The organism is Pseudomonas sp. Pse35 (genome assembly GCF_024519715.1).
Classification (GTDB): domain Bacteria; phylum Pseudomonadota; class Gammaproteobacteria; order Pseudomonadales; family Pseudomonadaceae; genus Aquipseudomonas; species Aquipseudomonas paracarnis.
Genome location: NZ_JALJRP010000013.1, coordinates 55,237 through 79,199, shown reverse-complemented (window position 1 = coordinate 79,199; position 23,963 = coordinate 55,237). Strand labels below are relative to the sequence as shown.

General features: G+C 54.8%; 18 protein-coding genes and 3 pseudogenes. 6 read left to right on the top strand and 15 right to left on the bottom strand.

All coding sequences use genetic code 11. From position 1 onward, the window contains the following. Both OC445_RS13650 and OC445_RS13645 read left to right on the top strand, forming a co-directional pair. Positions 1–657, top strand: coding sequence for a c-type cytochrome (locus OC445_RS13650; protein ID WP_089041693.1), 657 nt, complete (start codon positions 1–3; stop codon positions 655–657). Between the two features lie 39 nt (positions 658–696). After that, entirely contained in the window at positions 697–1,359 is a 663-nt protein-coding gene (locus tag OC445_RS13645) for a hypothetical protein (RefSeq protein WP_198791278.1), read from the top strand. Between the two features lie 88 nt (positions 1,360–1,447). On the opposite strand, the gene OC445_RS13640 is transcribed toward OC445_RS13645, so the two are convergent. From OC445_RS13640 to OC445_RS13620, 5 genes are all read right to left on the bottom strand, one after another. After that, positions 1,448–2,104, bottom strand: coding sequence for a c-type cytochrome (locus OC445_RS13640; protein WP_054896443.1), 657 nt, complete (start codon positions 2,102–2,104; stop codon positions 1,448–1,450). Beyond that, on the bottom strand, positions 2,104–3,588 hold the full coding sequence (locus tag OC445_RS13635) for a flavin monoamine oxidase family protein (protein WP_198791279.1): 1,485 nt from the start codon (positions 3,586–3,588) through the stop codon (positions 2,104–2,106). The genes OC445_RS13640 and OC445_RS13635 overlap by 1 nt, the downstream gene beginning before the upstream one ends. 186 nt (positions 3,589–3,774) lie before the next feature. Beyond that, positions 3,775–4,437: a TetR/AcrR family transcriptional regulator gene (locus OC445_RS13630; RefSeq protein WP_054896445.1), complete on the bottom strand. Its 663-nt coding sequence runs from the start codon at positions 4,435–4,437 to the stop codon at positions 3,775–3,777. Positions 4,438–4,527: 90 nt separating this feature from the next. Next, the gene (locus OC445_RS13625; RefSeq protein WP_054896446.1) at positions 4,528–4,944 is read right to left on the bottom strand and encodes a RidA family protein; all 417 of its coding nucleotides are present in this window, start codon (positions 4,942–4,944) and stop codon (positions 4,528–4,530) included. Between the two features lie 13 nt (positions 4,945–4,957). After that, a complete protein-coding gene (locus OC445_RS13620; RefSeq protein WP_054896447.1) occupies positions 4,958–5,791 on the bottom strand; it encodes a phytanoyl-CoA dioxygenase family protein in 834 nt (277 codons plus the stop codon). 653 nt (positions 5,792–6,444) lie between these two features. Here OC445_RS13620 and OC445_RS13615 point away from each other — a divergent pair. Then, positions 6,445–6,570, top strand: a complete 126-nt coding sequence (locus tag OC445_RS13615; protein ID WP_262020186.1) for a hypothetical protein — start codon at positions 6,445–6,447, stop codon at positions 6,568–6,570. A 501-nt stretch (positions 6,571–7,071) separates the two neighbouring features. Here the strand turns inward: OC445_RS13615 and OC445_RS13610 are convergent. From OC445_RS13610 to OC445_RS13600, 3 genes are all read right to left on the bottom strand, one after another. Next, positions 7,072–8,841, bottom strand: coding sequence for an SIR2 family protein (locus OC445_RS13610; RefSeq protein ID WP_090511803.1), 1,770 nt, complete (start codon positions 8,839–8,841; stop codon positions 7,072–7,074). An 85-nt stretch (positions 8,842–8,926) separates the two neighbouring features. After that, positions 8,927–9,502: a hypothetical protein gene (locus tag OC445_RS13605; protein ID WP_124377935.1), complete on the bottom strand. Its 576-nt coding sequence runs from the start codon at positions 9,500–9,502 to the stop codon at positions 8,927–8,929. A 90-nt stretch (positions 9,503–9,592) separates the two neighbouring features. Then, positions 9,593–10,558 (bottom strand): PIN domain-containing protein, encoded by a 966-nt coding sequence (locus OC445_RS13600; protein WP_090515864.1) that lies wholly within the window; start codon positions 10,556–10,558, stop codon positions 9,593–9,595. 484 nt (positions 10,559–11,042) lie between these two features. Between OC445_RS13600 and OC445_RS13595 the strand changes: the two genes are divergently transcribed. After that, on the top strand, positions 11,043–12,272 hold the full coding sequence (locus tag OC445_RS13595; protein ID WP_262020185.1) for a HEPN-associated N-terminal domain-containing protein: 1,230 nt from the start codon (positions 11,043–11,045) through the stop codon (positions 12,270–12,272). Between the two features lie 80 nt (positions 12,273–12,352). On the opposite strand, the pseudogene OC445_RS13590 reads toward OC445_RS13595, so the two are convergent. Continuing rightward, positions 12,353–12,481 (bottom strand): annotated as a pseudogene (locus OC445_RS13590) (AbrB/MazE/SpoVT family DNA-binding domain-containing protein); the annotation flags it as partial. A gap of 87 nt (positions 12,482–12,568) precedes the next feature. Here OC445_RS13590 and OC445_RS13585 point away from each other — a divergent pair. Beyond that, positions 12,569–12,760 carry a DUF3800 domain-containing protein gene (locus OC445_RS13585; RefSeq protein ID WP_124377934.1) on the top strand — a complete coding sequence of 64 codons (192 nt, stop codon included), beginning with the start codon at positions 12,569–12,571 and terminating at the stop codon, positions 12,758–12,760. On the opposite strand, the pseudogene OC445_RS13580 reads toward OC445_RS13585, so the two are convergent. Continuing rightward, a pseudogene (locus OC445_RS13580) lies at positions 12,753–13,001 on the bottom strand (integrase core domain-containing protein); the annotation flags it as partial. The gene OC445_RS13585 and the pseudogene OC445_RS13580 overlap by 8 nt on opposite strands. A 506-nt stretch (positions 13,002–13,507) precedes the next feature. Here OC445_RS13580 and OC445_RS13575 point away from each other — a divergent pair. Then, entirely contained in the window at positions 13,508–17,578 is a 4,071-nt protein-coding gene (locus OC445_RS13575) for a KAP family NTPase (protein WP_262020184.1), read from the top strand. 370 nt (positions 17,579–17,948) lie between these two features. Here the strand turns inward: OC445_RS13575 and OC445_RS13570 are convergent. The 5 genes and pseudogenes from OC445_RS13570 to OC445_RS13550 all read right to left on the bottom strand — a co-directional run. After that, positions 17,949–18,393 (bottom strand): annotated as a pseudogene (locus OC445_RS13570) (IS21 family transposase); the annotation flags it as partial. Between the two features lie 138 nt (positions 18,394–18,531). Beyond that, positions 18,532–19,608 (bottom strand): hypothetical protein, encoded by a 1,077-nt coding sequence (locus tag OC445_RS13565; protein WP_236326759.1) that lies wholly within the window; start codon positions 19,606–19,608, stop codon positions 18,532–18,534. Positions 19,609–19,952: 344 nt separating this feature from the next. Next, positions 19,953–20,216, bottom strand: coding sequence for a hypothetical protein (locus OC445_RS13560; RefSeq protein ID WP_236326760.1), 264 nt, complete (start codon positions 20,214–20,216; stop codon positions 19,953–19,955). A 144-nt stretch (positions 20,217–20,360) separates the two neighbouring features. Next, positions 20,361–23,369, bottom strand: a complete 3,009-nt coding sequence (locus tag OC445_RS13555) for an AAA family ATPase (protein ID WP_262020183.1) — start codon at positions 23,367–23,369, stop codon at positions 20,361–20,363. After that, positions 23,366–23,962, bottom strand: a complete 597-nt coding sequence (locus tag OC445_RS13550; protein ID WP_262020182.1) for an ABC-three component system middle component 1 — start codon at positions 23,960–23,962, stop codon at positions 23,366–23,368. The genes OC445_RS13555 and OC445_RS13550 overlap by 4 nt, the downstream gene beginning before the upstream one ends. Position 23,963: the final 1 nt, after the last annotated feature.

Sequence of the window (23,963 nt, the reverse complement as noted above, 5' to 3'; positions counted from 1 at the left end):
ATGAAAAAAATCATAGCGCTTGGCGTCATCGTGGTCATTGCGGTGCTATTGGCGATTTTTGGCCGCGATCTGCTCGATCTGTATCGGCTGCAGAGTTACATCACCACCTCCACTGAGGCCTACCAGGCCGAACGCGGAAACTGGCCCCATCTGACCGATGCCTGCACCGGTTGCCATGGCAGCCACGGTAACTCGATGAACTCGAGGTATCCGAGCCTGGCCGGGCAACCCGCCGCGTATCTGTCTGCCCAGTTGCGCAATTTTGCGAGCGGACAACGGCTTGCGCCCAACATGGGGCCGTTGGCGATGACCCTCAGCCCGGATGATATTGATCTACTGGCGAATTTTTATGCCCGGCAATCGGTCGTTGCCCATGCGGCTGTCAGTCCTGACGAGGGGCTGAGGGATCAGGGCAAACAACTGGTGCAAACCCGAGGCTGCACCGCCTGCCATGGTGCCCAACTGATGGGCCAAGACGCCTTCCCACGCCTGGCTGCACAAGGGCAGGACTACCTTTTGGCCCAGCTCAACGCTTTTGCCAGCGCCGAGCGCATTGAGCCCAGTGGTGCCATGCAAGCCATGGCCGCAGCGCTGTCAGCGCAGGAGCGCCAAGCGATTGCGGCTTATCTGGCCGCACTCGTTCCTCAACCCCGCTAATCCATCAAATTATCTGTCAGCTGTACCGAGGCTATCGTTATGGAACCGAGAAATATTGTGCTGTGCCTTGCCTGTTTCTTGCTGCTTGCCAATGGGCTGACCTTCGGCATCAGGTTTCTGAAGAAAAGAAACCTGCTACTGGCTCTGGAGTGGTTTGTGGTTGCCTTTTCCGCAACAAACTTCCTGGTTTTTTTCCTGACGGGATCGGAGCATGCGTACCTGATTTCATACTTTTGCGACGCGTTCTCCAGAGCCTTTGGGATTCCGCTGATTACCGCGCTCGGGCTGATGGCGGTGACGCATGTCTACAAGCCGTCTGTGGGCAAGGAACTCATGATGTTTGCCGGCGCTCTGCTGGGCACACTCGCGTTGATCTCGGCCAAGGTTCTGGTCCCGCTCCTACCGTATTTCTACGTGCTGATGTGGATGATATTTTCGGTCTACCTGGTGTATTTCGCAGTACGCCTGGCAACCGTTGGAGAGTCACTGCACGCGATCGGAGTGATGTTTGGCATGCTCGCCTCACTGACCATTGCGTGCATCTACGACTTCTACAAGATCCCCGGCGACGATAGCAATGTACTGCTGAACTTCTACGTGCTTGCACTGACGACCTGGGCTTATCTGCTGGTGCACCTGTATTACGCGTATTGCGCGCTGGAGCGCGCGAAGGGCGCAATGGCAGCTCTGCAAACGCGCTGAGGGGTAGTTGAAGTGTTCGAAGCCGCCGTTCTGGGGGCTTTTTTGCGTGATGCAGAGGAGGACGGGGGGCATCCTTGCCCGTGCAGGATCAAGGGTTCAGCTTGGCCAGATAATGCGCCACGGCCTTGATGTCTTCATCGGACAGGGTGCCCGCCATGGCATTCATGGCCTGCGTCGGATCGGTGCGTTGGCCACACTTGAAAGCGCTCAATTGATCGCTCAGATAAAGCTGCCCTTGTCCGGCGATACGCGGAGCCAGGGGGCCGCCAGAGAGTTTTTCGCCGTGGCAGGCTGCACACCCGTTGGCGGCGACCACACGCTGACCGCGCTGGTCCAGCGCATCATCCTTCGTCGGGACTTCAGTCACACCAGGTTTCTGTTCGGAAAAATAGGCGGCCAGACGTTTGATCTGCTCGTCCGTCAGATTGGCCGCCAGTGGCTCCATCTGTGCGCTGTGGCGACGTCCTTCGGCAAACGCGTGCAACTGGTTTTCGATGTACGCTGCGGTCTGCCCTGCAAGCGCTGCGTATTGAGCGTCGCGCGGTTGACCGTTAGCGCCATGGCAAAGCGCGCAGGTGTCCTGTAACTGTGGCCACGCACCGCCATTGGCCTGGTATGCAGCGTCGTGCTGATCCACGGCCTGCATGAAACGATAGCCCGCCCACAGTTCCGGTCCATACATCGCAATTGATCCGGCCAACGCTGCGCTCACAACGATGGCTCCAACCATCATAATCCGCTTCATCAGGCGTTCCTCCGAGGTTGAAGTAACGCCTGGAGCGCTTCCATTGCCGCGCGATGTCCGGCGCGGACTGCACCGTCCATTGCCCCGGCCCAGATCTGCGCAGTCTCGGTACCCGACCAGATCATGCGGCCGACCGCCGGCGTCAGATACTCGCCCCATTGCGTCCAGAAACCGGGAGGCATGGGGGAAATACAACTCAAACTCCACGGGTCGATCTTGCCCCAGTCCAGATCATGAAACTGAATCGGGTGCAGGGCTTGTTCGCCCATGGCGCTGGCGTAGATCGCCGACAAGGTGTCCTGCGCGGTTTTGGGGTCATGGGGTAATTGGCCAGTTCTGACGAAGCCGCTGAGCACACCCAGGCTGCCGTCCTCCGGCGAATTGTCAAAGGCCCAGATCAGCGGACCTTCCACTTGCACGATCTGGCCGTTGAGGCCTTGGTCGCGCCAGAACGGGCGCTCATAGACGTGCACGGTCTTGCGCATCGGTGCATGGGCCGGCCAATGCCGATGCAGCTCGGCACGCCCGGAGGGCAGGGGTGGATCGAAGACGATCTGATTGCACAGCGCCGGGCTCAGCGCGGCAATCACCTGCCGCGTGCGCATGATGCCCTGATCGGTATGCAACTCGACGACATCACGATCCCAACCGACAATCTTGCGCACTGGGCACGCCAATCGGACTTTTTCTCCGAGAGCTTGCGCCATCTTCAAGCTGAGGATTTGCGAGCCGCCTACCAAACGTGATTCCTGTGCACCCCCTTGGACACCTTCGAGCTTTTCGAGACGGCAGTCAGAGGAGTTGATCATCGCCAGGTAATGCAGGAGCCCCATGCCGGCCGGCGTGGTACCGAAGGTGAGGCTCACGGACATGTTGAAGCCGATCTTGTCGACATTGCTGATGCCTTGCCCGGCCAGCCATTGGCCAATCGAGAGTTTGTCCAGCTCACCCGTATCCTTGGCTTTCCACGGCGCTTTGCTGGGGACGCCTTCGGCGAGTTTGTTCAGTTTTGCGACGATGTCAGTATTGGAATTCGGACCATCGCTGACGTCCTCTTGGACTGTTACCTCGTCTATCAGATAGACCGCCTTGCCCTTGTAGTACGTAGGAAAGGTTGCGACATCAAGCTGTCTGGCCAGATCGGCGATTGACGTTTGACCGGGGCCGATCCATTGCCCACCGGCCTCGCAGATTACGCCATTGCCTAGGTCATGGTTAAGTGTGCGACCACCGACGCGATCGCGGGCTTCAAGCACGACAAACGACTCGCAGCCAGCGGCCTGGAGGTCTCTGGCAGACGTAAGCCCGGACAGGCCTGCGCCAATGATCACCACATCCAGTATCGAGGTGTCTAAAGGTTGGGTTTGCGCCATCGCACGCCCGGTGACACCGAGCCCTCCGGCGAGGGCCGCGCCTCCAACCGCTTGCAATAACAATCGTCGCTGTCGTGATTGCGTCGACAGTTCATCGAGATCCGCATCCATCGTCACCTCCGTCTTTTAGTTATAATCACAGATGTTATGCAAATATATGACGGAACAGGAATTCAGCAAAGTGAAATCGGCGCAATGGCGATTAACCGAGGGGGTGAGAGATAGGCGGGCGCCATCAAGCAGGATTCGCTGCGCAAATGAAGCGAATCTTCTGGATGCCTGAGGGCAGGGTAGGGTTTAGCGAGCGGGGCTGATCAGCGTGATGACCGCATCCATCAAGGCCTTGCTGCGTTTGGCTTCAAATCGCTCTGGCTCGATTGGCAACATCATCATCCAGCCGTCACTCAGCGCGCTGAGCTGATCGGCGAGCAGATCGGCAGCAATGTCCTTGCGAATGATGCCCTGGGTTTGTCCTTTGCCCAGAATGCTTGCGAGATCCTCGCGAAAGCGCGAGTAACGTTTCTGGATTACGTCGGCAAACACCGGTTCGTGCCGGGCGTGTGCAAGCATCTGAAACAGGGCCAGCCAACGCGCCGAGTCGTTGGCTTGAGTCAGGTTCAACCACTGCTCGATCATTGCCCTGATATCGACTTTTTCCTGATCGGCATCCAGCAAGTGATCGAACTCGTCAAACAGACTCTGCGCCGCCGCCGTGATCATTTCTTCTTTATTGGCAAAGTAATAGGTCACGGCGCCCGTGGTGCAGCCGGCATGGCTGGCAACTTTGCGCAGAGACGTCCCGGCATAACCCTCCTGCGCAATGACTTCGATGGCTGCAGTCAACAGTTCACCGCGTTTTTCCAGACGGTTACCTACCGGGCGGCCGCGACGTGGGGCGGGCGCTGAATCACTGTCTTTGGAGTGCTGACTATCCGTGGAAGGCGCTTGAGCATCATGCATGAGAGAAAGTGATTCCGTTGGTTGAAGGCGTTGAGCCGGCAGCGGCTGCGAACGCCATTTTGGCTTGGCACGTCGCGATCATGCAATCGTTCAGATTCGACCGCTGCCAATCACCGCGACGGCCCGAACCTCCACGCGCAAGCCCGGCATTGCCAGTTGTGAAATGCCGACAGCGGTCCAGGCTGGATAACGTTCAGGGAAGTATTCGTCCTTTACCTGTCCAAAGGCGTGCACTTCGCCCTGCAGATCGGTATGAAACGTCATCAACTCGACGACATCAGCCAGGCTTGCGCCGGCAGCTTCGAGGATGGTCCGCAAAGACTGAAACGCCAGATGGGATTGCGCCTGGATGCCTTCGGCGGGAACCATGGCCTCGTCGATACCGACCTGGCCGGACACCCAGATCATGTTGCCGACGCGTGTTGCCTGGGAAAAGTGGAAGTTGTCGTAGATTGCCTGGGTGTGACCAGGGTTGAAGGACTGACGCTGCAGGACTTGAGTGTTCATGGCAATGCTCCTTTTATATTAATTGGCGGAACGTTGGGTGGCGGAAGCCGTCTCCCGCTTTCAGGGTCGACAGCTCTTCAGTAAACAGCACGCCTTGCTGCGGGTAACCGCTCGCGCTGTTTTCTGGTAAAGGATGGAAGGTGGCGTCGTCGCCAAAGAAACGGAAAACGAAGGTGTGACGATCCGGGAAAGCTTCATCCACTGGAGCGCCACCATGCAGTGAACCCGGATGCAGCAAGACGATATCGCCAGGCTCGGTAGCCCACGAAATGATGTCGAATGATTCGGGATCGTTTTGGCGCAGCGCCTCGATATCCGGCAGGCGTGGTAATGCGTCGCCGCCATGCAGCGGTTGAGTCGGATCGTTAGGATCGCGAAACGTAGTGCCGTCGTAGCGTGGTCCTTTGTGCGAACCTCGAACGATTTCCAAAGCGTTTTTCTTCGGCACTGATTCAAAACTGATCCAGGCATTGGCCCAGTGGCTTCCGGCCCATGGCAGATAAGACGTGTCCTGATGCCAAAGCGTGCGAGATCCGCGCCCACCTGCTTTGAGAAACACCTCTTCGGCGAAGTACCACACGTTTTCCGAGCCCCAGAGCTGCGCAAACAGCTGGCCAAAGGGCAGGGAGGTTACGAGTTCTTCAAGACGGGCTTTGGCGACGGGGTTGGCATTGTCAACATGGGACTGTTGCTCAGTCCCGTCGAACATTCGGGTTGCATGAGGGCCGTGATTCTCGACTGCCCAGTCATAGGCTGCCCGGCACTCAGCCAATTGATCTTTGTTCAGAAAACCTTTGATCAGGACGGCCCCGTCTTCCAGGAACGCCTTTCGCACAGAGAGTTGCATGAGAGCTTTCTCCTCGAAAATGCCACGTGGCAATTTCGATGCTAGCAGCCCTCAAAATTAAACACAACGACAGTTATGTTAATTATGAAGAGCCATTACCATGACAGAATCCTGAAGATCTGTGCATACCAGCAACGGCGCCGTCACGATCAAAGATGAGGGTTTCAGCTGCGCAGTCCTCACTCGGTGCCAAGCATCACCTTGTCTGAGCGCACAGCCCTTATCCAGGTATCGGCTTTTTGCGTAGCTATAGAAAGCCTGGATCGCTCGTAGATGCGCCGCCGCAGTATTGAAAACGCGGCGCCTGAGTTTGAGTTGGACGTACATGAGCGGACAAGCATGGGCAACGGCGCGCGTCACCAGCTTGCCCGAGCAGCGGTAGTCGTTGACCTGAAGAGGACTCGTCATGAGCACTATGGACATGGCTCATTGGGAGAGTAGGCGTAATAACGAATTCGTCGAATCAGTGACTTACGTCGCTTATGAACATATCCGACATAATACATTATTTAAAAGTGGGCGATGTCAAATGTTCATGAATCGCTCATCGGGAGAACGCCCCTGGCTTAATGCTCCAGAAATGAATGCGGCTGTTCATCGATTGATGTTCATAGACCGAGTTTTCCGAGACCCGCGTTAGCCTCGTCCCCGGGATGACTCAACCATTGGTCGACCTCGCCCTGCCTCGGGTTACGCGTGAGCACTACATCATCGGTAACGCCGCGATCAATTTCCCGTATCCGGACGTGTTGGCATTTTTTGTCGTACTGGAATCGTGATTCGGGGTTGTGCAAGGTGTCCCTTGCTGGCATCCATTTTCCGGGAACCACATCGTTTTTTTGGTGACGTCGGGATCTTGGATGCTACTCAGCAGCTAGCCGAGCGAGGCTGGCATGCTGAAGGGGAAACTGCATGGATGGCTGCAGCTAAAGCTTGATAGGCGTGATCAACCTGCTCAATCCGCAAGCTGGTCGCCGTGCTCCGGGTGCCAAGCCGAAACTGGTAGCAGGCTTGGCATTTTCAACGCATTGCACAGACCGCACGTTCAAGCCTGCGAGCTCGGCCAAGGTTTCTTGTGACCACTGGACGACCTCACGCATTTTGCGGATGAGAGCGGCGAACTCCTCAAGGTTCAGCATGCGAGGTTGGCCAGAAGTGTTGGTGTTCATTGTTGGGCTCCATCAGAGGTTGATACGGTTCATGATGAAGAAGCCGTCGATGAGACAACACTAAAGGGGTCCGATAAGCCGGCAGGCAAGGACTTGGTAGGAGTTCGGCGGCTACCAGCCCGCAGCTGATTGCAGGGCGTCCAGCACGTCCTGCAGATACTTTTCACTGCCAAAAGCAAACCCTGCTTCGAGTAGTGGCACTCGATGTTCATCCGTTGAATATTCCTGCGCCAATCGTATGATCCTGTCCTCAACTAGAGAGATCCGGCCTAGGCTGATCTGGCTAGTTTGGTTTCGCTCAATCATGCTGCTCAGCGACTCTTGGTTCACGTCTCGCAATTTCAAGAAATGAAGCAAGCAAAGGAACTCGAAACGCTCATAAAGCAGCTCTGCTGATTCAATTCCCGCAAAGTCAGGCGCCCATCGTGGGACGAGCACACCGGCAAGCCTGTTACTGAAGGGGGCCTTAGCGCGCTCCTGGCCTTCAAAGGTGTTCCAAATCTGGCGGCTGTTGCTCTCGATAAGGAAAGGTGAAAGCTCCGCATTCATCGATAGGATCCGGCCACGTCGCTGGTTCTGCAGCGGAGCATCGAACAATTTAAACAACTCGCCCAGCCGACCGGCTTTCGTCAAACCCAACCCATACCCATAAAACACCATGGCAGCGGGGTAGTGCTTTTGATCCAGCCAGCTCTTGAAACCTTCCTGGGCTTTCTGAGCCTCAGCGTACAGGGCACCGATCGCGTCTAATACCAGCTTGTGTTCGTTGTCAGATCCCCAACGTCCGATGACGGCAGCTAGCCTTACCAAGGGTTCTGTTATCGATTCATAGTCAAGAACCCAATCAATGGGCTGATGCTGGTGCCGCGTTTGACCGCCTGCAAACACAGACGCGAAGTGTCCGATCACCTTGCGCGTCTCATTACAGAACAGATCGTCCATCTGGATACGTTGTTCCGGCCGCGCGAGGAATCGTTTGGCCATTGCCACGCTCATATCCGCTCCCACCGGATTCAGCTGCCTGGACTGCTGGATGGTCTCCAGCTTGACGTTCAGCCCGGTAAAAAAGGTATTGGCATCCCCTGAGGTGATGACCACGGCTTTACGCTGATCAATCAATTCCTGGCCACGGTCGGACAACCGGCCGCGAGAGAGCCAGAACGTGGGGTACCGTCGACTAGGCGCGCGCAGAAATGCTGCCCGCAATGCATGATCCCACTCACCCGACCACCCCGCGACGATCAGACCGAACTCATCGATGATTCGGTCAAGCAACGCGTTAAAGGGTGTTGGGTACACACCCAGTTCTGCGTCAGTGTTCAGAATCCTGGCGTCTTTGTAATCACCATGGATCTTGAAGACGTAGCACTGAGAATGAGTCAGAGGCTCTGCGCCAGAAAGGGTGTCCTCGGAGCTTACGACAGTGGGTTCGATGCCCAATTCGCGTAGTGCGTTCTCCATGAGCCGATCGAAGTTCGTGGTGACGATAACGCGAATGTGGCCCGACTTGACCATTGAGGCGATCGCGCGGTGAGCCGGCGTGGGGGTCTTGAGTCCGTCCTCAAGCTCCTGAGCACTGGGCTCAAGAAAACCCTGAATGATGGCTCGACGTTCCGTCTGCGTGCTGGCGAGCTCTTCCAGCAGGACTGAGTAGTTGGGCTGTTGGCCAGTCGTATTGACATACCATTGAACCCAGTCATCTTGAGGGCGCGCGCCCGCTGCAACACCTGCGCGCTCCACCAGCTCTTTCGTGATCTCCCATCCCGTAGGAATACCCGCAGCCCGGGAAATGCCGGAGCCGACCAGGACGGCATATACCCCTTTGTTCTCGAACATCGAGAAGGCCAGCTGAGTCGTCGGATCTCCAGAGATAACGGTCATTCTATCGTCCTTAATAGCGTTCGCGCCCTGGCGAGATACAGGCGCAAAAAATGGTAAGAAGGGTGAGACTCGACTAGACGATCGATTATTGCAGTCCCATAGCCTGCTTTCTGAACGCGCCAAGGTTCGCTACCCAATTACGAGAGATAACGTGAAGCTTATTGGCAAGGTCGCGGCAGCACTCTGGTGTGAAGAGTGCCGGCAAATCCTCTTGGGCACTAACATACTCAAGAATGTTGCCATGACACAGGGTGTGCCGAACCCTTACGAGTTCCACGTTCTGGCGGGTAGGCAAATTGGTTTCGAAATCTTGCTCACCTGGAAATGCTAAGGCGTCGATTGACATGCCATTGGCCCTAGCTTGGCGCAACAGTGAGTTACTGAGCAGTGAGATATCGTCAACGTTGTCGATTGGGGCAGGGATCTTCACTTGAGCCATCGTATTGCGAAGCGAGCCCTCAATTCCGGTCAGAAATCCAGTGCAAGCCGGCAAGTAGAGTTCATGTTTCAGGGCATCATACGCCTGGATAAAAAGCCAATGGGTTTCCGCGCCCAGCGAATGCTGAAGCCAATAGCTACGCTCGTTGAAGTCCGCCTGCTGTTTTTGCAGGAAACTCTCTAGCTCTTGCTCGTTACCCGACTGCTCACGGTTGTCATTCATACTGGCTACCTCGTTTCAGCCGACTGCAATTGTGGGGCATCTGCCCCGGAACAGGCCTAGGAATCAACAGCGTACCCACGAAACAGAACATCAAAGGGTGTCGGGCTTGGAGATCCATTGCAGCACCTCGTCCACGCCAACTCGATTTGCCTGCGCACGCAGTGTTTTGCCAATTTTGAACGGTGCATCCTCTCTACAACGCTCTGCAAAGCGGACGAAGTTCTTATCGGCCGATATGATGATGTCCGCATCAACTAGATGGGTCGCCAGTCGTGTGTCGCCAGGGGTGCCGGTAGTGACTTTGTGCCAAGCTTGAAGAAACTCAAACGATCCACGCAGCCATTGCCGCGGAACTGCGGCGGGGTCTAACTCGTGCAGCCATAATCGATTCATCGACTCTGGCGATGAAAGCATAGCGGGCACGTCAATTTCGCTATCGAGCCATTCTCTCACCGCACTCTCATACACCTGCAGTTCCGATTTGAACATGTGCAGACTGGGCATCCGCCAGTAATGCACGGGCTTTCCAGTCCAGCCTGGAGTGCCAGCCTCTGGGACATGCCCGACGTACTGTAGGTGTGTATCTCCGCCAGGCTTGGTTTTCTTCATGCGCTCCCTTATCGCGAACGACTGCTCCACAGCCAAGCGTTCTTCTTCGTCCCGTCGAACACTTTCATTCGTTGGTGGTGTTTCGATCTCCCGGCGCGCGCGATCCCAGTAGCCTCCGGTTCGCCTTACCCAGTCGTACCTGACCCGATTGAACTCCCTAAGGTTAGGTTCGGCTATGACCCACTCAGGTCGAAGCTTGATGATCTCTGACTTGAGCTCCGCGCATTCGCTGAACACCTCGGGCATCAGTCGCTTCCAGTCCTTTTTTGTCAGTAGCTGCAGAACCTTGCGGCGGGCTTCCGGAACCGGCAGTTGCTGTACCTCATCCACCACGGCAGGGGAGACGACAATCTCAACGTCTGCTGCCCTAGCGACCGCTGCAAGCTCACAGCCAGCATCCTCATTCGCGATGTAGCTCCAAATGTTTGTATCCAAAAAAAATCGCATCAACGCTGTCTCAATCCTAAAGTAGTAAGCGTACTACGCTGTAAAAGCCGCCAAATATTGGATCACCCTAGATCAAACATCCACTGGAATCCTTCGACTGCGCCTACCTTTCAGAAAGCGTGTCTGCGTGGTATATGCATCTGCAAACACGTCTTCGGCTGGCCCGAAAGGGGCGAGCGCTTTGGTACGCAAGAGCAGGGCGGGGAATTGAGTTTACTAAGCCATTAGGTCGGCATCGCCGCCCGCGTTCACCGCATGGAGTCGAACGTTTCGATAGATCACCGAAAAGGCTAAGCTAGGGTTCGCGACGTCGGCTATCAGCCTCAGAGGTTTTGGTCAGTCGCCGCAGCATGGATAGAGTGATGCCCGCGATTTCCCCCTTACTACTTGAAGGCCGATTAGGACTCCCCGATTTCGAGATCCTCTAAGTTTCTGCGTCGGCAAAGCCAGCAGATTAGATTCACTACAGAATGAGATTACCGGGATGGGCAGAGTCCAAAGGATGCGGGAAGAGGAAATGGAGCGCGGCTATTCGAGCGTTGAGGATACCTATGTATGCGAGAGGTGCATTCAAGACGCTGGGCTGAAAAAATTCGTAAGGAGACATCGTAGTCCCGGTACCTGCTCCTACTGCGATAGATCAGTCAAAGTGTCCGCCATGGATAATGTGATAGAGCACGTGGTGAACAGCCTCTGCTTGGAGTGGGGCGATCCAGCCAATGAAGGACTTCCCTACGAGACCCGAGAAGGTGGGTGGCAAGGTAATGTTTACAACATTTATGAGCTGCTTTACGACGTAGGCCCCGATTGCCCAGAAGAGATTCTAGATACCATTGCCGGGTCAATTCATGACACCGGATGGTGCGAGAAAGACCCGTATTCTCTCCCTCTTCACAAGATATTGGTCTACGGCTGGCAGAGCTTCAGTAAATTCATCACTCACACCGCGCGGTTCGTCTTTTTCAGGGCGGTCAACCCAGCATACGATCGTGACCAGCATGACGAAATGAACCCGGTTGACATCCTGGAGACCTTGGGCCGGGTTGTGGGAAGTCTAGGTCTTATTGATACGGTTCCGGGCGGGAAAAAAATTTATCGCGTTCGGATCGTCGACCAGGACGAGTTGATAACGCAGGCCAAGGATCTTGGCCCACCTCCAGCCGAACGAGCAAATATGCCTAATAGGATGAGCCCAGTAGGCATTCCGATGTTCTATGGTGCATTTGATCTCAATACAGCCATTCGTGAGATTTACGAGCCTGACAATGCGAAGGGGAAGAAGGTCGCCTCGGGCGAGTTCACTGCTCTTCGAGATCTTAGAGTAGTGGATCTATCGAAGTCGCTTCCTGTTCCCAGCCTCTTCGATCCAACACTCCAGAAGCTGCGTAACTATTACCGGTTCATGAATAACTTTATCGACGATTTCACCAAACCAATTGAGCGTAGTGATAGAGCACACGCTGAGTACGTACCCACCCAAGTGGTGACAGAGTATTTTCGACATGTGTATCGGACTGGAGATGGAGCTCAGATAGACGGAATCATCTACCCCAGTTCAAAGACTGGGCAGAAGGCGATCGTGATTTTCGCTGACTCTACTGCATGCACTGATGCCGAAGAAACGCAGGGAAGTGGAGCGCTTCTGAGGTTGGACAGGGCGGTCGATGTCAGCTTGGATGTATATGCAAATGTTGAAAACATCGAAATTTTTTGACCAGAATAGGCGTTTTGCGCTGGTTGATAATGCCTGGAGTCTGGTGCGCCGGAGCTTCAAGGAAGCGCATTGTGGTCGTCTCATTTATTCTTAGCGTTGCCGAGCTGTCCGCTATCCCATGCTTCCGTGAGTTCGTCTATCCGATCCGCGATCTGAGGCTTTTTCGATAGGAAAAGGCAGCGTGTGTTGCCGAAAAATTCCTCCACCAGACTAGCTGACTATATGGCTGCGGCCGGCTGGAACTCAGGTAACATGCGAGTCGCGGCGCATTGCGCTTTGACTGATGGAGTAGTTGCGTGGGAAGGACGTTCGCATTCGTCGATGAGTCTGGCAATCATGACCTGGATACGTCGAAATCGGGAAGCTCTGGCTTCTTTGTGATCTGCTCGATCATCATAGCCGAGAAAAATCTGTTGGGGGCCTACGAGCGAGCAGAAGCGCTGCGCTTACAGCACTTTCAAACGGGTGAGATTGTAGTGGTCAACTAATCCCGGACACGACGTTAAGTTTTTTCTCGGCCTGAGGCAGGGCCAGCCCATCGTTGAACTGGTGCGGTCGAATCCAGTTGTACCGATGCATCAGGTAATGATTGATGTCTCGGTGCGCTTCGTGAGCCGTCATGTAGCCCACACTCGCTACCCATTCAGTTTTCAAACTGCGAAACACGCGCTCTATTGGCGTATTATCCCAACAGTTTCTACGACAACTCATGCTCTGGCGCATGCGGTAATGGGCATTGGCGGGCAGGGTATTGACGGGTACACACAATTGGAACTGCGCAGGGCTGATAGCGCTGTAGATCTGTTGCAAATGGGGATTACGGATTTTATCGACCGCGTGCGCCAAGCAGACCTGCAAGTTCAAGGGCGGACATCTGCTGAGCTGGTTAACATGGTGGCCCACCTGATGGTCAACGAGGTGCGTGAGTGCTAATCCCATGGACTGTTGACTGTGTTAGCGACGAAACAAGCGTATCAAACATAGCGCCTCGTATAAATTATTGGCGGTTCCCCAAGCAGTCTTTCAATGGCATAGGAGAAGGGATGTTCCGTCGTCTAACTCAGTTTTATCGCAATGTGATCACGTCGATGACGGCCTTTGTGATTTGGCTTTAATGCTTAGCACGAATTCGAGCCCAAATTTGTACCAAGGGCAAAGTTGTGTTGCCCTCCACCCTTCCAGTAGGCTTGAGCGATAGTGGCAGCCCGCCAGTAACACGTTGAAGGACGCAACGCATGCCTGAATCCTACAAGCCAATGCCGGCAGTGCTAGATCGGCAAATCGAAAACGAAGCTCAGGATGCATTTGGTCACAGGCATTTTTCCCAGGCACTCCAGAGCCTCATTGAGGCCGATCACCATAAGCCTCCGTTCAGCATTGGATTACTCGGCGGATGGGGAACCGGGAAAAGCTCTATCAAAGAGCTTTACACCCGAGGCCTCGCAGACGGTGCATCCGACGGTTCCGGTAAAATCTCGCGCAGGTCTCGCATCAAGAGCATCACTTTTAATGCCTGGCGTTTCGGCGGGAAAGATCAGGACATCAAGCGCGCGCTTCTGCGCCATGTTTTTATCGAGCTTGGGGGAGACGAACAGGCGCTTCATGACAAGCTCTTCCGCAACATCACACAGGTTGAGCATCAGTGGAAAGGATTTCGAGAGTATGCCTGTCAGTTATGGCGCGCGTGGTCGATGCCGTTGCCTGCCTTCCTGGTGGCCATACTGTTGCTTTTTGGTGTGCTGTGGGTTGGGCTAACCGTCCTCCCATGGAGCGACCCCTATGTTCGATCGACCTTCATCTTGGCAATAAGCGGTGCCTACAGCTATCTACTCAAGAACCTGAAGCCCTCAAAGGTCGATAGCTTCCGGTCGATCACCAAGGTTTCTCTTCCCAGCGCCAGCGCAGAACAATACGAAGAGATGCTCCTCGAACAGTTGAAAGCGTTCAAGGAGCCTTCGGGGATATTTCGAAAAGTAAACCCTTGCGAGCGCCTGGTGATCTTCGTCGATGATCTGGATCGGCTCTCAGCAGAAGAAATGGTGCTCGGCCTCGACGCCGTCCGGGCGTTCATGGAAATCCCCTCTGAAAAGCTTCCACACGGGTTGGGACTAGTGTTTGTGATCTCGTGTGACGAAGCAAAAGTAGCCGATGCGCTGGCGCGTGGTCGCGGCAAAAACCCTGAGCAGCCAGGTACCGTTTTCACGCACATGGACGCTCGTCGGTACCTTGATCGCATCTTCCAATTTCGACTTGAAATCCCGCCAGTACCTCGAGGAGACATGAGGCAATTCGCGCTGAAAAATCTCCTGTCATTTACTGAGATTGTCAGCGACCTGAAGACTTCGGGCACCAGCCCGGAGCAAGTGATTGATCGGATGATCCATGTGAATGTCGCGGATCCCCGGAACGCTCTGCAAATTGTCAACGCTTTTGCACAGTCCTGGTGGTTGGCGAAACGTCGTGAATACGAGGGCAGTGCAGGGGAGCGACCAGGCGGTCTGCACGAGGGATCGGTGACTGCTCACCCCATATCCCTGGGTGCACTCAGTGCAGCGCGGGTGAGCTTTCCGGACTTCTATCGCGATCTTCAGGATGACCCGTTGCTGCTCGGTCGACTGACCCAGTTACTGGTGAATGAAGGCTCACTCCTAGATCAACCAGTTGAGGCCCAAGCGTTATTGGGTAAGCGTTATGTAACCTTGGACAAGGATACAAAGACAACGACCATCCGCGATGACTGCAGAGAGCTTCGTCAATTCCTGTCCAGCCTTGTTGGTATTCGTTGGCCAGACTCTCTTCAGAGTCTGCTTCTGCTGTCTGAAGATCCAATAAGTCGAAAGTTTGGTGCCGGGACCAGCGTTATCTACAACCTGCTGATGTCTGGCGATACTCGCGGTGTGGTTGAGCAACTGTCAACGCGCGCTGATAATGTCGTCCTAAGCGATGACCACGCGCACCTGCTCCATGAGCTGGTCAGCGATCTACACCTGGAGACGACTGCCCGCCGTCATAATGCAATGCGTGTAATCGCCAACCTCCTTGACCGCCTACCACCACGGACAGTGCGTCTGATGCTGGGAAAACTGTGCAACGAACTGACGGCGTCACTCGATCTCCGGTCAATGATTGGTCTGGACAAAATTGGCAATGTCGTAAAAAGCGCCAATGCTCAAGAACAACGCCAAATCGCCGCAGAGTTGGTTGACGATCTACTGTCGACCAGCCAGACCATCGAATTTCGCCTTGAAACCATGCAGACTCCGAGTCTTGACGAAGCACGGGGGATGGTTAGTAAGGCCTGTAACATCGTGCTCAGTGTCCGCGCAGCTCACGGGCTCCCCGCTCCTCAGGAACGTAAGCTGATCGATTGGCTCAAGGTCAGAGATGTCAATCTCAGCGGAGGCTCCTACCAATTCGAGTTCCAAGAGCTGGAGCGGTGGATTGATGATCATGAAGCCATGCTGCTGACGATGTTAGGCACGGACTATGTGACACTAGTTGCCGACGAATTGGATGCAAACCGTGGCGAAGTGATGAAGTTGCCAGCAGTTGCGGCTCGAGTGGATCGGCTGTTTGCCGAGTTGGTTTCCCAGGGGGAGGAGAGCAGATCCATTTTGTGGCCACTCGTACTGAGATATTTGGCTCTGCCGCGAATTGAGCTGCAGGCTTGCGCACTGACTGTGCTGGAGACATCACATCAAAGGGCTGACGCACAAACGCTTTCGGGATGCGTGATCGCGGTGGCGAAAAACCTTGTGGCTCATCCAAAACCTGAGATCGATTACCGTCGAGGGTTCCAATGGACAATGGCTGTGGCTTCAGCTCGCTTTGGTGAGCTGACGACGGACGCACAATCTAATCTTGTTTTACTGTGCAACAACCTATCCACGGGAGAATCGTACCAAACTGATGCAGTAGCGCTTTTCGAGTTAATGCTTCAGCGTGCCCCTGAGCTTACTGCCCAGGTCAGCACCAACTGGGTCGAGCGTCTGGCTGACGAACTGCCGATAGAATGCTGTCGCTCCCTGATGAAGGCCTTCGACAAATTGCCGGACGCGGTTCAAGTTCAGATCACTACGTATTTCGACTCCGGGTTTACCGCTCCGATGCCTGAAGGTTTTGGCGAGATTTACACGATGGCCTCCGAGGAAATTCCGAGTCAATGCTGGGCGACTGGGAATCTGCAAGCACATCTTGATCGCGCGCTGAGTCGGCTGCCCTCATTCGTATCACGATCAACCGATGATCTCGACAGCGTTATGGTCGGCCTTTCAAAAATCTACCTCAATGGGTCGCCGGCGACGATCGCAGCTTGTTTGCGAGATACATTTTCTTCCGCTGGCAGCTACCCCGCTCAGAATAATCAGCTCCATCAGCATTTCGCACGGACGTGGCCATCGGTCGACCAGGTACATCCAGGCTACGTGCCCGACACGATCTTTACGGAAGCGATCAGCACCGGTCGGCGCGACCTCAAGGCGGCGAAGCGCGGTTTGCTGGCTTCCCTTGACTCCATGATCACAGCCAAACGGGTACCCGCCGAGCGTGAAGCTGAGCTCCTCGAATTCGCCTGCCAGGTATGGCAAACCCACCCAGCCGAAGCGGAGCATTTCTTCACCTGTGCTGCCAGGCGTCTTTCGCCAAGTCAGATCGTCCTGCTGCCAACCCCCATCAGTTGGGATTCGGAGCAAGAGGTGGCCTTGTTGGCAGCTGCGTGGAAAAAAGCAGTATCGGTGCTGAATCTACCGCAAAGCGTCGCATCGACATTAGAGGTGCTGGCGCTAGGGCATACCGGCACCGTGGATGCGCCCGATCAGGTGTTGTCGCTGTGGTCGAAGTGCTTGGACAAGACGGCTTATCAAGTACTGGCGCAGACCATCCTTACCGTCGAAGCTACCGACGATGGGCGACGCCGACTCTGGCGCCAGATCACATCACTTGATCCAATGCCGGCGCCACAAGAGCTTATTGATCTTGGCATCCGGATCCTGGCACTGGGCTCAGCACCGGAAGCTGCCAGCGTGGTTAACGACAATCTGGAGTCTTTCTGCGTCCGCCTGGCCAACCAAGAGAGCAAACTCGCTACTGCCCATACGTTCTTGAGAACACTGCCGCGTTGCTCCTCGATCAAGATCAAGACAAACCTGGCTCGTTTGTCCTATAGCCTCGGTACCCATGCAGCGTTGGCATCGGTCGACGCATCCACACTCAGCGAAGGGGACATGCAGATAATCTCGGACGCGTTTGGGAAGGGGCGTGAATTGACCAAGCTGAAAAGTCGATTCGAAAAGGCTTCAGAAGAATGACGAGCAATGTAATCACCACAGGGGCTTCTCCAGTGAAAATGACAGCTGGCAAGCTCGCCGACTACCTGGCTGCCACAGCCGTTACTCTCACGTAGAAGATGTACGTATGATAGGCATCCACCTTACAAATCGTCGGAGAGAGCAGGTGGTTGAGCCCAAGCCCAAGAAGACAGATCGGCCTAAAAAGCCCGCGACTGGCAGTAGCGCTAAGGTACGGCAGCCGCGGAAAATTCAACGATAGGTCATCCGCACCGAGAGGTGATTCCGTGTCAGTGGACCACCGCTTTCTTCACGACGTGCGGCAAGGCTGGCACTTTACTCATCCTGGCCGTGTCACCGATGAATGATGACTCGGCCGGGATACGCCTCAATATGCAAGACTGGCGCACAGCTTCATATGGGAGACCCGGATGCATCGGAACAGGCCGCCGATTAGCAGGCCTTCTTCGCTCCAGTCGATTTGAAAGGCCTCGCCGAGTGCAAAGGTCAGCGGTACGAAGTCCCGTAAAGACTTGCCTTGCTCGCCGCGCCACGCGCGTATGAAGGCGGTGAGCTGGCTGTAGCCGCCGTCGTACCCCTCGGCCTTGATCTGCTCGAAGAGTGCTTTGGTACTTCTATGGTTGTCCTTTGCCTGAAACGAATTGGCCTTGAGCGCCTGCTCCAGCGTCTCGTGAAATAGACTGAGTTTGTTAAAGGTTGCGCACCGTTGGTACGCCGGCTGAGCGGCTCCGAGTGCTCTCACCCATAATAGTGTTTCTCGACAGCCCGGTACGCTTGGCTATCTGATGCAGCGACAGCTTGTCGCGAAAGTACATCGCCGAATTTTCCCCAACATTTCCATGCTGATCACCCTGTGTTCTCCTGCTCGAAAAGCGAGCAGAAGCAGTTGAACACCTGGGTCAGTTTTCGGTCAGCGGCAACACGCCAGCAGCATCAACAACTCTGCCTGTAGCCTACGGTGTGTCGGGCGCTAGCATCCATGACTCCAACGCTCCGACCACATAGTCCTCAACGCCAACACCTCCTGCATGCAACTCAAGAACCTCGCGGGCCAAGGCCTTGTTATTCGTTACCGTTTCGGGTGAGTAGCCTCCAAAAAACGAGGCTTGGCTAATGTGCGATGGACGCACGTTCACAATCGTCTGACGGAAGGTCGCTGGCGCCGTTTCCTCATTGAAATGAACGTTAATCTCAATGAGATAGAGCGACAATCCGTCCGGGTCTGCCCAAAATTTCGAGCGCAGCTTAAACCTGATTCTATCCGTTTCTTGAGGCTTTAATTCGTGGTGAATCTTTTTCCTGGCTACGCTTCCAGCCTTCTCGGAGAGAGAGACGTCATAGGTAGCTGAAACATCCACAATCCGGTGATTCCGGTCTGTCACGAGGCTCCAATGCTTAACCGTGTGGAATGAAATTTCCTTAACGAAAGCGACTTCAGAGCCCGAATTTCTCAGCTTCAATTCGACTTCGGTAGCGAGATCATCCCGGTCTTTTTGATTGTTCTCGTCCTCATCAATCACCTCGTAGAAGTCGACAACCTTGAGGCTGTGAGCGGGCGGTGAAGGCTCAAATGAGTTCAGCACCTGCTTGATCTGGTCGTGCTCAAGAGAGAAGAGCTTGTTTTCCAATTGGCTTGCCAGAAACACTTCTGAGCGATCTAAGTCGTGTAGATGTTTCAGTTGATCAACGGTTTCGTAGATGTGAGGGGAAACGCCCTTGAACTTATCATTAACGACGAAGTAAAACTCTCGGACAGGTGATAGATGATTCCAAAAACCCTTCAACTTTTCAAAATCTTCAGACAGCTTAGTAAGTGCGCTTTTCGTATTTTTTGCCAATGACTCAGGCGCGTAGGACTGATAGTACCGACCCTTCTTGGCCACCCAACCATCATTGCCTCGATCTCCAATATTGCCGCACGCCTTGACCGGTTTAAAATCAGGATCGCTATAGGACATTATTTTGACGAACAAATCTTCGTATCTCTGACCATCTGACTCGTGAACCAGTAGTTTGAACGCAGTACGCATCTCACATCCTGTGCTGTGTTAATTATGTTGACGCTTTATAAGTGCTCCGAGCGAACAATATTGCTCAGCCTGTAGATCCAATCGTATCATATTAAAAAGGAGCTTTTTCATGTTTCCCCCAAGCCTAACTTTTTTAATATTCCTCTTGCGTAACGGTGATCTACTCACCGTCGAGCAGCACGTGGAGTTGCTCCGTAGCCAGACACTGCTGGAATTCTAGGCATTTGGTTTGCTCTATCACATGGCCGATGCACTGGATAAGTGCTCTTATCGTCCGGGTAGGTACAGCGGGTCTGATTCCCCCGCTCGTCGCCAAAATGTGCTGTATCGATGATTGGTTTCGATCAAATAGTTGGGCAACTTATTGGAGAGAATCGCCTTTCTGCCAGTGATCCGACATCAATTTTTTCTGGTTTTCGGTGTAATAGATCCGAGGTCTCTACTTCATCTGCAACACTTCTTCTGCCCACACAGAATTTAGTCGTTTTGCGTCGACCGGTTAAATCCACAGCCGAAAGCGGACGCTCAAATTTCTCGTACTCGATCCCTTCATCCTGATCCACCTCAGCTGTTTGGTCGGAGACGGAAATTTCATCCTTTTCTGACATGTAAGCTTCCCCCTATGTGAACGCACTAGTGGATGGCCGCTTGAGGCGCGCAATCCCAGCCGTGGGACTGGGTTGCGTGCCTTTTCAGGCTGGACAACCGATGATCATGCCATAGGGGCTCAAACGCTACCTTGAGAGGGGCAACTATTCAGTCGCCGCCACAGGCGTCTTACCTAGCCATGGCGTCTCAGACGCAGTCACCCCATCAGGCGTGGGAACCAGTGACCAAATGCGTGCCTCGATCCCATCGTTCTGCAGCTTGCGCATGAAGTATCGTGCCTGAAGTGCGTCATGGGTCGCGATCACTACCTGGAAGTCATGATCGATGATGTAGTCGCGAAGCACGTCAAAGACCGCGGCAGCATGCACAAGGTCATGATGCTGAGTGGGATCATCGAGGAGAAGACAACGCCACGGCGACCACTGATGCTCCAAGGCCATGGACAGCAAGAATGTCAGTTGCAGATCTGTCAGTTGAGCTTCACTGGCGATCGAGGTTACCGGGGTTGAGCTTCCATTGAGCTGTACAGTGACGCTTGCCTGAGGCCTCAGACGGGTCGTTCGGAAGTTCAAGTTCGTCCCAGTAAACCTGGACTCTCTGACGACACGCTTGAGCAACGCTTGCCACCGGGGCATGACTGCCTGCACGTGCTTCTGAATGTTCTCAATTTCGGAGCTAAGGAATTTGTTCAGTGACTCCATTGCCTCGTGCAACTGCGACAGGCGTCGCACGGCTATATGTTCCGACTCCAGCTGTTGTTGAAGATGAGCGGTGAACTCATCTTCAGAACGTTCGCCACGTCGACGATCCAGAAGAACTTGTGCGACACGAGCTTTCTCAATTCTGCTCCAGGCTCCGATCTCGATTTTGATGGTCTGCAGTGCTTCGGAATGTCGGTTAAGCGCTGTGTTCGTAGACTGCAATTGCGTTTCTTGACTACTTGCAACCTCGGCGGAAGGGTCTCCAACGAAGGAAAGCTGGCGCCAGGAAGCCCTGACCGTTGCCAAACGAGCTTGGGCCTCTGAGAACTGCGTTTCCAACGAAGCAACCGCATTTATCGCTGCGGTGAGTTCGACCTGCTGGCGATCCGAGGTCGACTGCTGCGTCGCCACTTTGGAATCTAGCTCGATGAGTAGGCTTGCGTTGAGGTTCTGTGCAACGGACAACTCTTCAAGTGTTTTCGCAGGTAGGGCGTCTGCGGTTACAGCCTCGAGCATCGCAGTCGCTTGCGCAAGTCGGCTGCTGGCCTCGGCGCGAGCGTCCCGTGCTGCGTCAACTGCTCGAGCAGCTGAGTTATAAGCGTTTCTGGCTTGCTCGAACACCTCCGGTGTTACCGGAGCCGCGAGGTTGCTTTGCTTCTCGTCCAGTTGTTGCTTTGCTGCCGCATTGGCCTGTGCACGACGGCGGATAGACTCCCTTGCCAGAGGAACGGTATCTCCACCCAGAAGAACGTTGGAACTGAGCTCAGTGATGTCGGCTGCCAGGTTGGCCTGCTTTAACTCCAGTTGATCAATCCCGAACCTGCATGCGTTCAGTTCCGCCTCTGCATGAGCTGCCGACTCGGTACGTTCACGCAGCTTATCGGCCGCCCTCTTCAAACGCCGCTCAGCTTCGACAACATTGGGGTCGATGGCCGCCAACGCTTTGGCAACACGCTCATGCAGCAGGGCCGCGCCATGCTCTTCACCACACAGTGGGCAGTCGCCGCGATCGCTGGGCAAATGAGTTGCGATGGATGCGACCGCCTGGCGTATCGAATCAGCGGCCGATGTAATATTGGCGTGGTGACTCTTGGTCTCTTCAACTTCAACATCGGCATTTGCCTTGGCGATTAGGGCAACGCGAAGCTGCTCCTCAAATACCTCCGCTTGCGCTTCTCCACCGCTGATGGCACCGGCGATCTCTGCAAGGTGCTCAAGCATGGGCTCCCACCGCTCAATGAGCTCCTGCGCCGCAAGTAAGTCAGCATCAACCTGTCGTAACGTCGGGCGCTGACCATTGATCAAGTCGTGTTGGACACGGAGCTGCTCATTTCTCTCGTACACTGCGCGCGAAGCCGACGCCTTCAACTCGGCATTGGTCAGGGTGTCGTCAGCCGCCTTCAGCACCTGTTGACGTTGTTCTACCACCTCCTTGGCTCTCGTCTCATTCAGATACCGATTCAACTGCCGAGCAATGACGTCGCGCTCACTCTGCGCTGTAACCATTTCCTGCTGAAGCTGTTCAAGGCTTGTCGCAGCCTGTGCGCGGCTTTCCTTCTTCTGCTCAAACTCTTGCCGCATGGTGGCGAGATCAGAGTTGAGCTGCTCTATGCGCGCTTGCTCATCAATGAACCGACCGATGAGGCCGTCGACCTCGGCCAAGGCCAGGATCTGCTCACGAAGTCGATCGAGCTTATTCTCTACCAGCTTTTCCAATCCCTCATGAGCTGTCTCCAGGCCATCCTGGCCCAATGGTGGAACTAGAAGCCCTACGGGTAGCTGGTCAGCGCTTTGCGTCTGGCGAGCGATGTCCGAGAGCGATTCTGCAATATGTTCCTTACTGCGCAGCGCTCCCTGCGTCTGTGCTGCCGCGACATCTCGATCAAGCTTAAGACTCTTCCATTCATCAAACTCAACCTCGAACAGCTGAACTGATGCCATTGCAGTCTTAAGTTGATCATTGAGCGTTCGGCGGATACTGCCTAGCACCGAGCTGACCTGGTTGCCGTCTTTGCCAATAGGCAACCGCTCAAGCTGGGAGCCGGCAATCTTCGGTTCTGCATTGACCAGCCAGGCCCCCTCACGCTGATCGAGCAGGTGAGTCAGCCTCAGCAGAAAGGGAACATCCTCAGCCTTTGTCTCTGGGAAAAGAGAGCTCAGATCACCTGATGTCTCAACGTCCCCAATGCTGTCAACTTCGGCTGATGCCTGTAGATCACCAAAATCGAGGCTGACCCGAGCGGAGGATTCTGAGTCACGGATAATCGGGACAAGACCATCGTCGAGGCGCGAGATCCTGCCAGTCAACCCGAACTCAATCGCTTCAAAGAATGCGGTCTTCCCGGTGCCGTTAGGGGCCAGCAGAATGGTTGCACCGCGACTTAATTCAATCTTCGTGTCAGCCCCAAAGCGGCGGATGTTGGAGAGCGTGATGGATTTCAGGTGCTTCATGGTTCTACCTCCCCACCGAATGCAGCGCTTCTAAGCGCTTCAGCGATCTCGGCCCCCGACCCTCCGGACAACAACAGCTCTCTCCAGTTGTCCTGGTGCGGTTTGACCCAGGAATGTGCGCCGACAAGGGCATTGAGAGCGGCTGACAATGGGTCGCTGATGCTGTCAAAATCACCGGGTAGTGAAAGTGAGGCAAGGAAGCTACGGTCGAGAAACGAATCCATTTTTTCGCCTTCTCTGGCCACGACCTTTCTGCAGAAGCGGTCGTCGGTTTCAAGACGCGCCGCATCCTCCGATGCCACGCCCTCAATGAGCATGAACATGTAGAGGTCAGCTGTCTGTGGCTCTGGGAGCATGTCACGGACATCCGCTGCCCAACGAAAAGCCTCTTGGATTGCCTCTCCGTCAGTGAGGGCGGCGATCAATACAGTTCGCCATCCTGCACCTTCCCGATTGACGCGTTTAAGCTGCACAGCAACGGTGGTGAAACCGGTCGAAGGCAATGGCAGTTCAACCGATACCGGGTCGCGAACCTCATAACGACCTTGGGCACGATTCGAGATGGCTTCCAACATCTCCTGGATTTTCAGCATT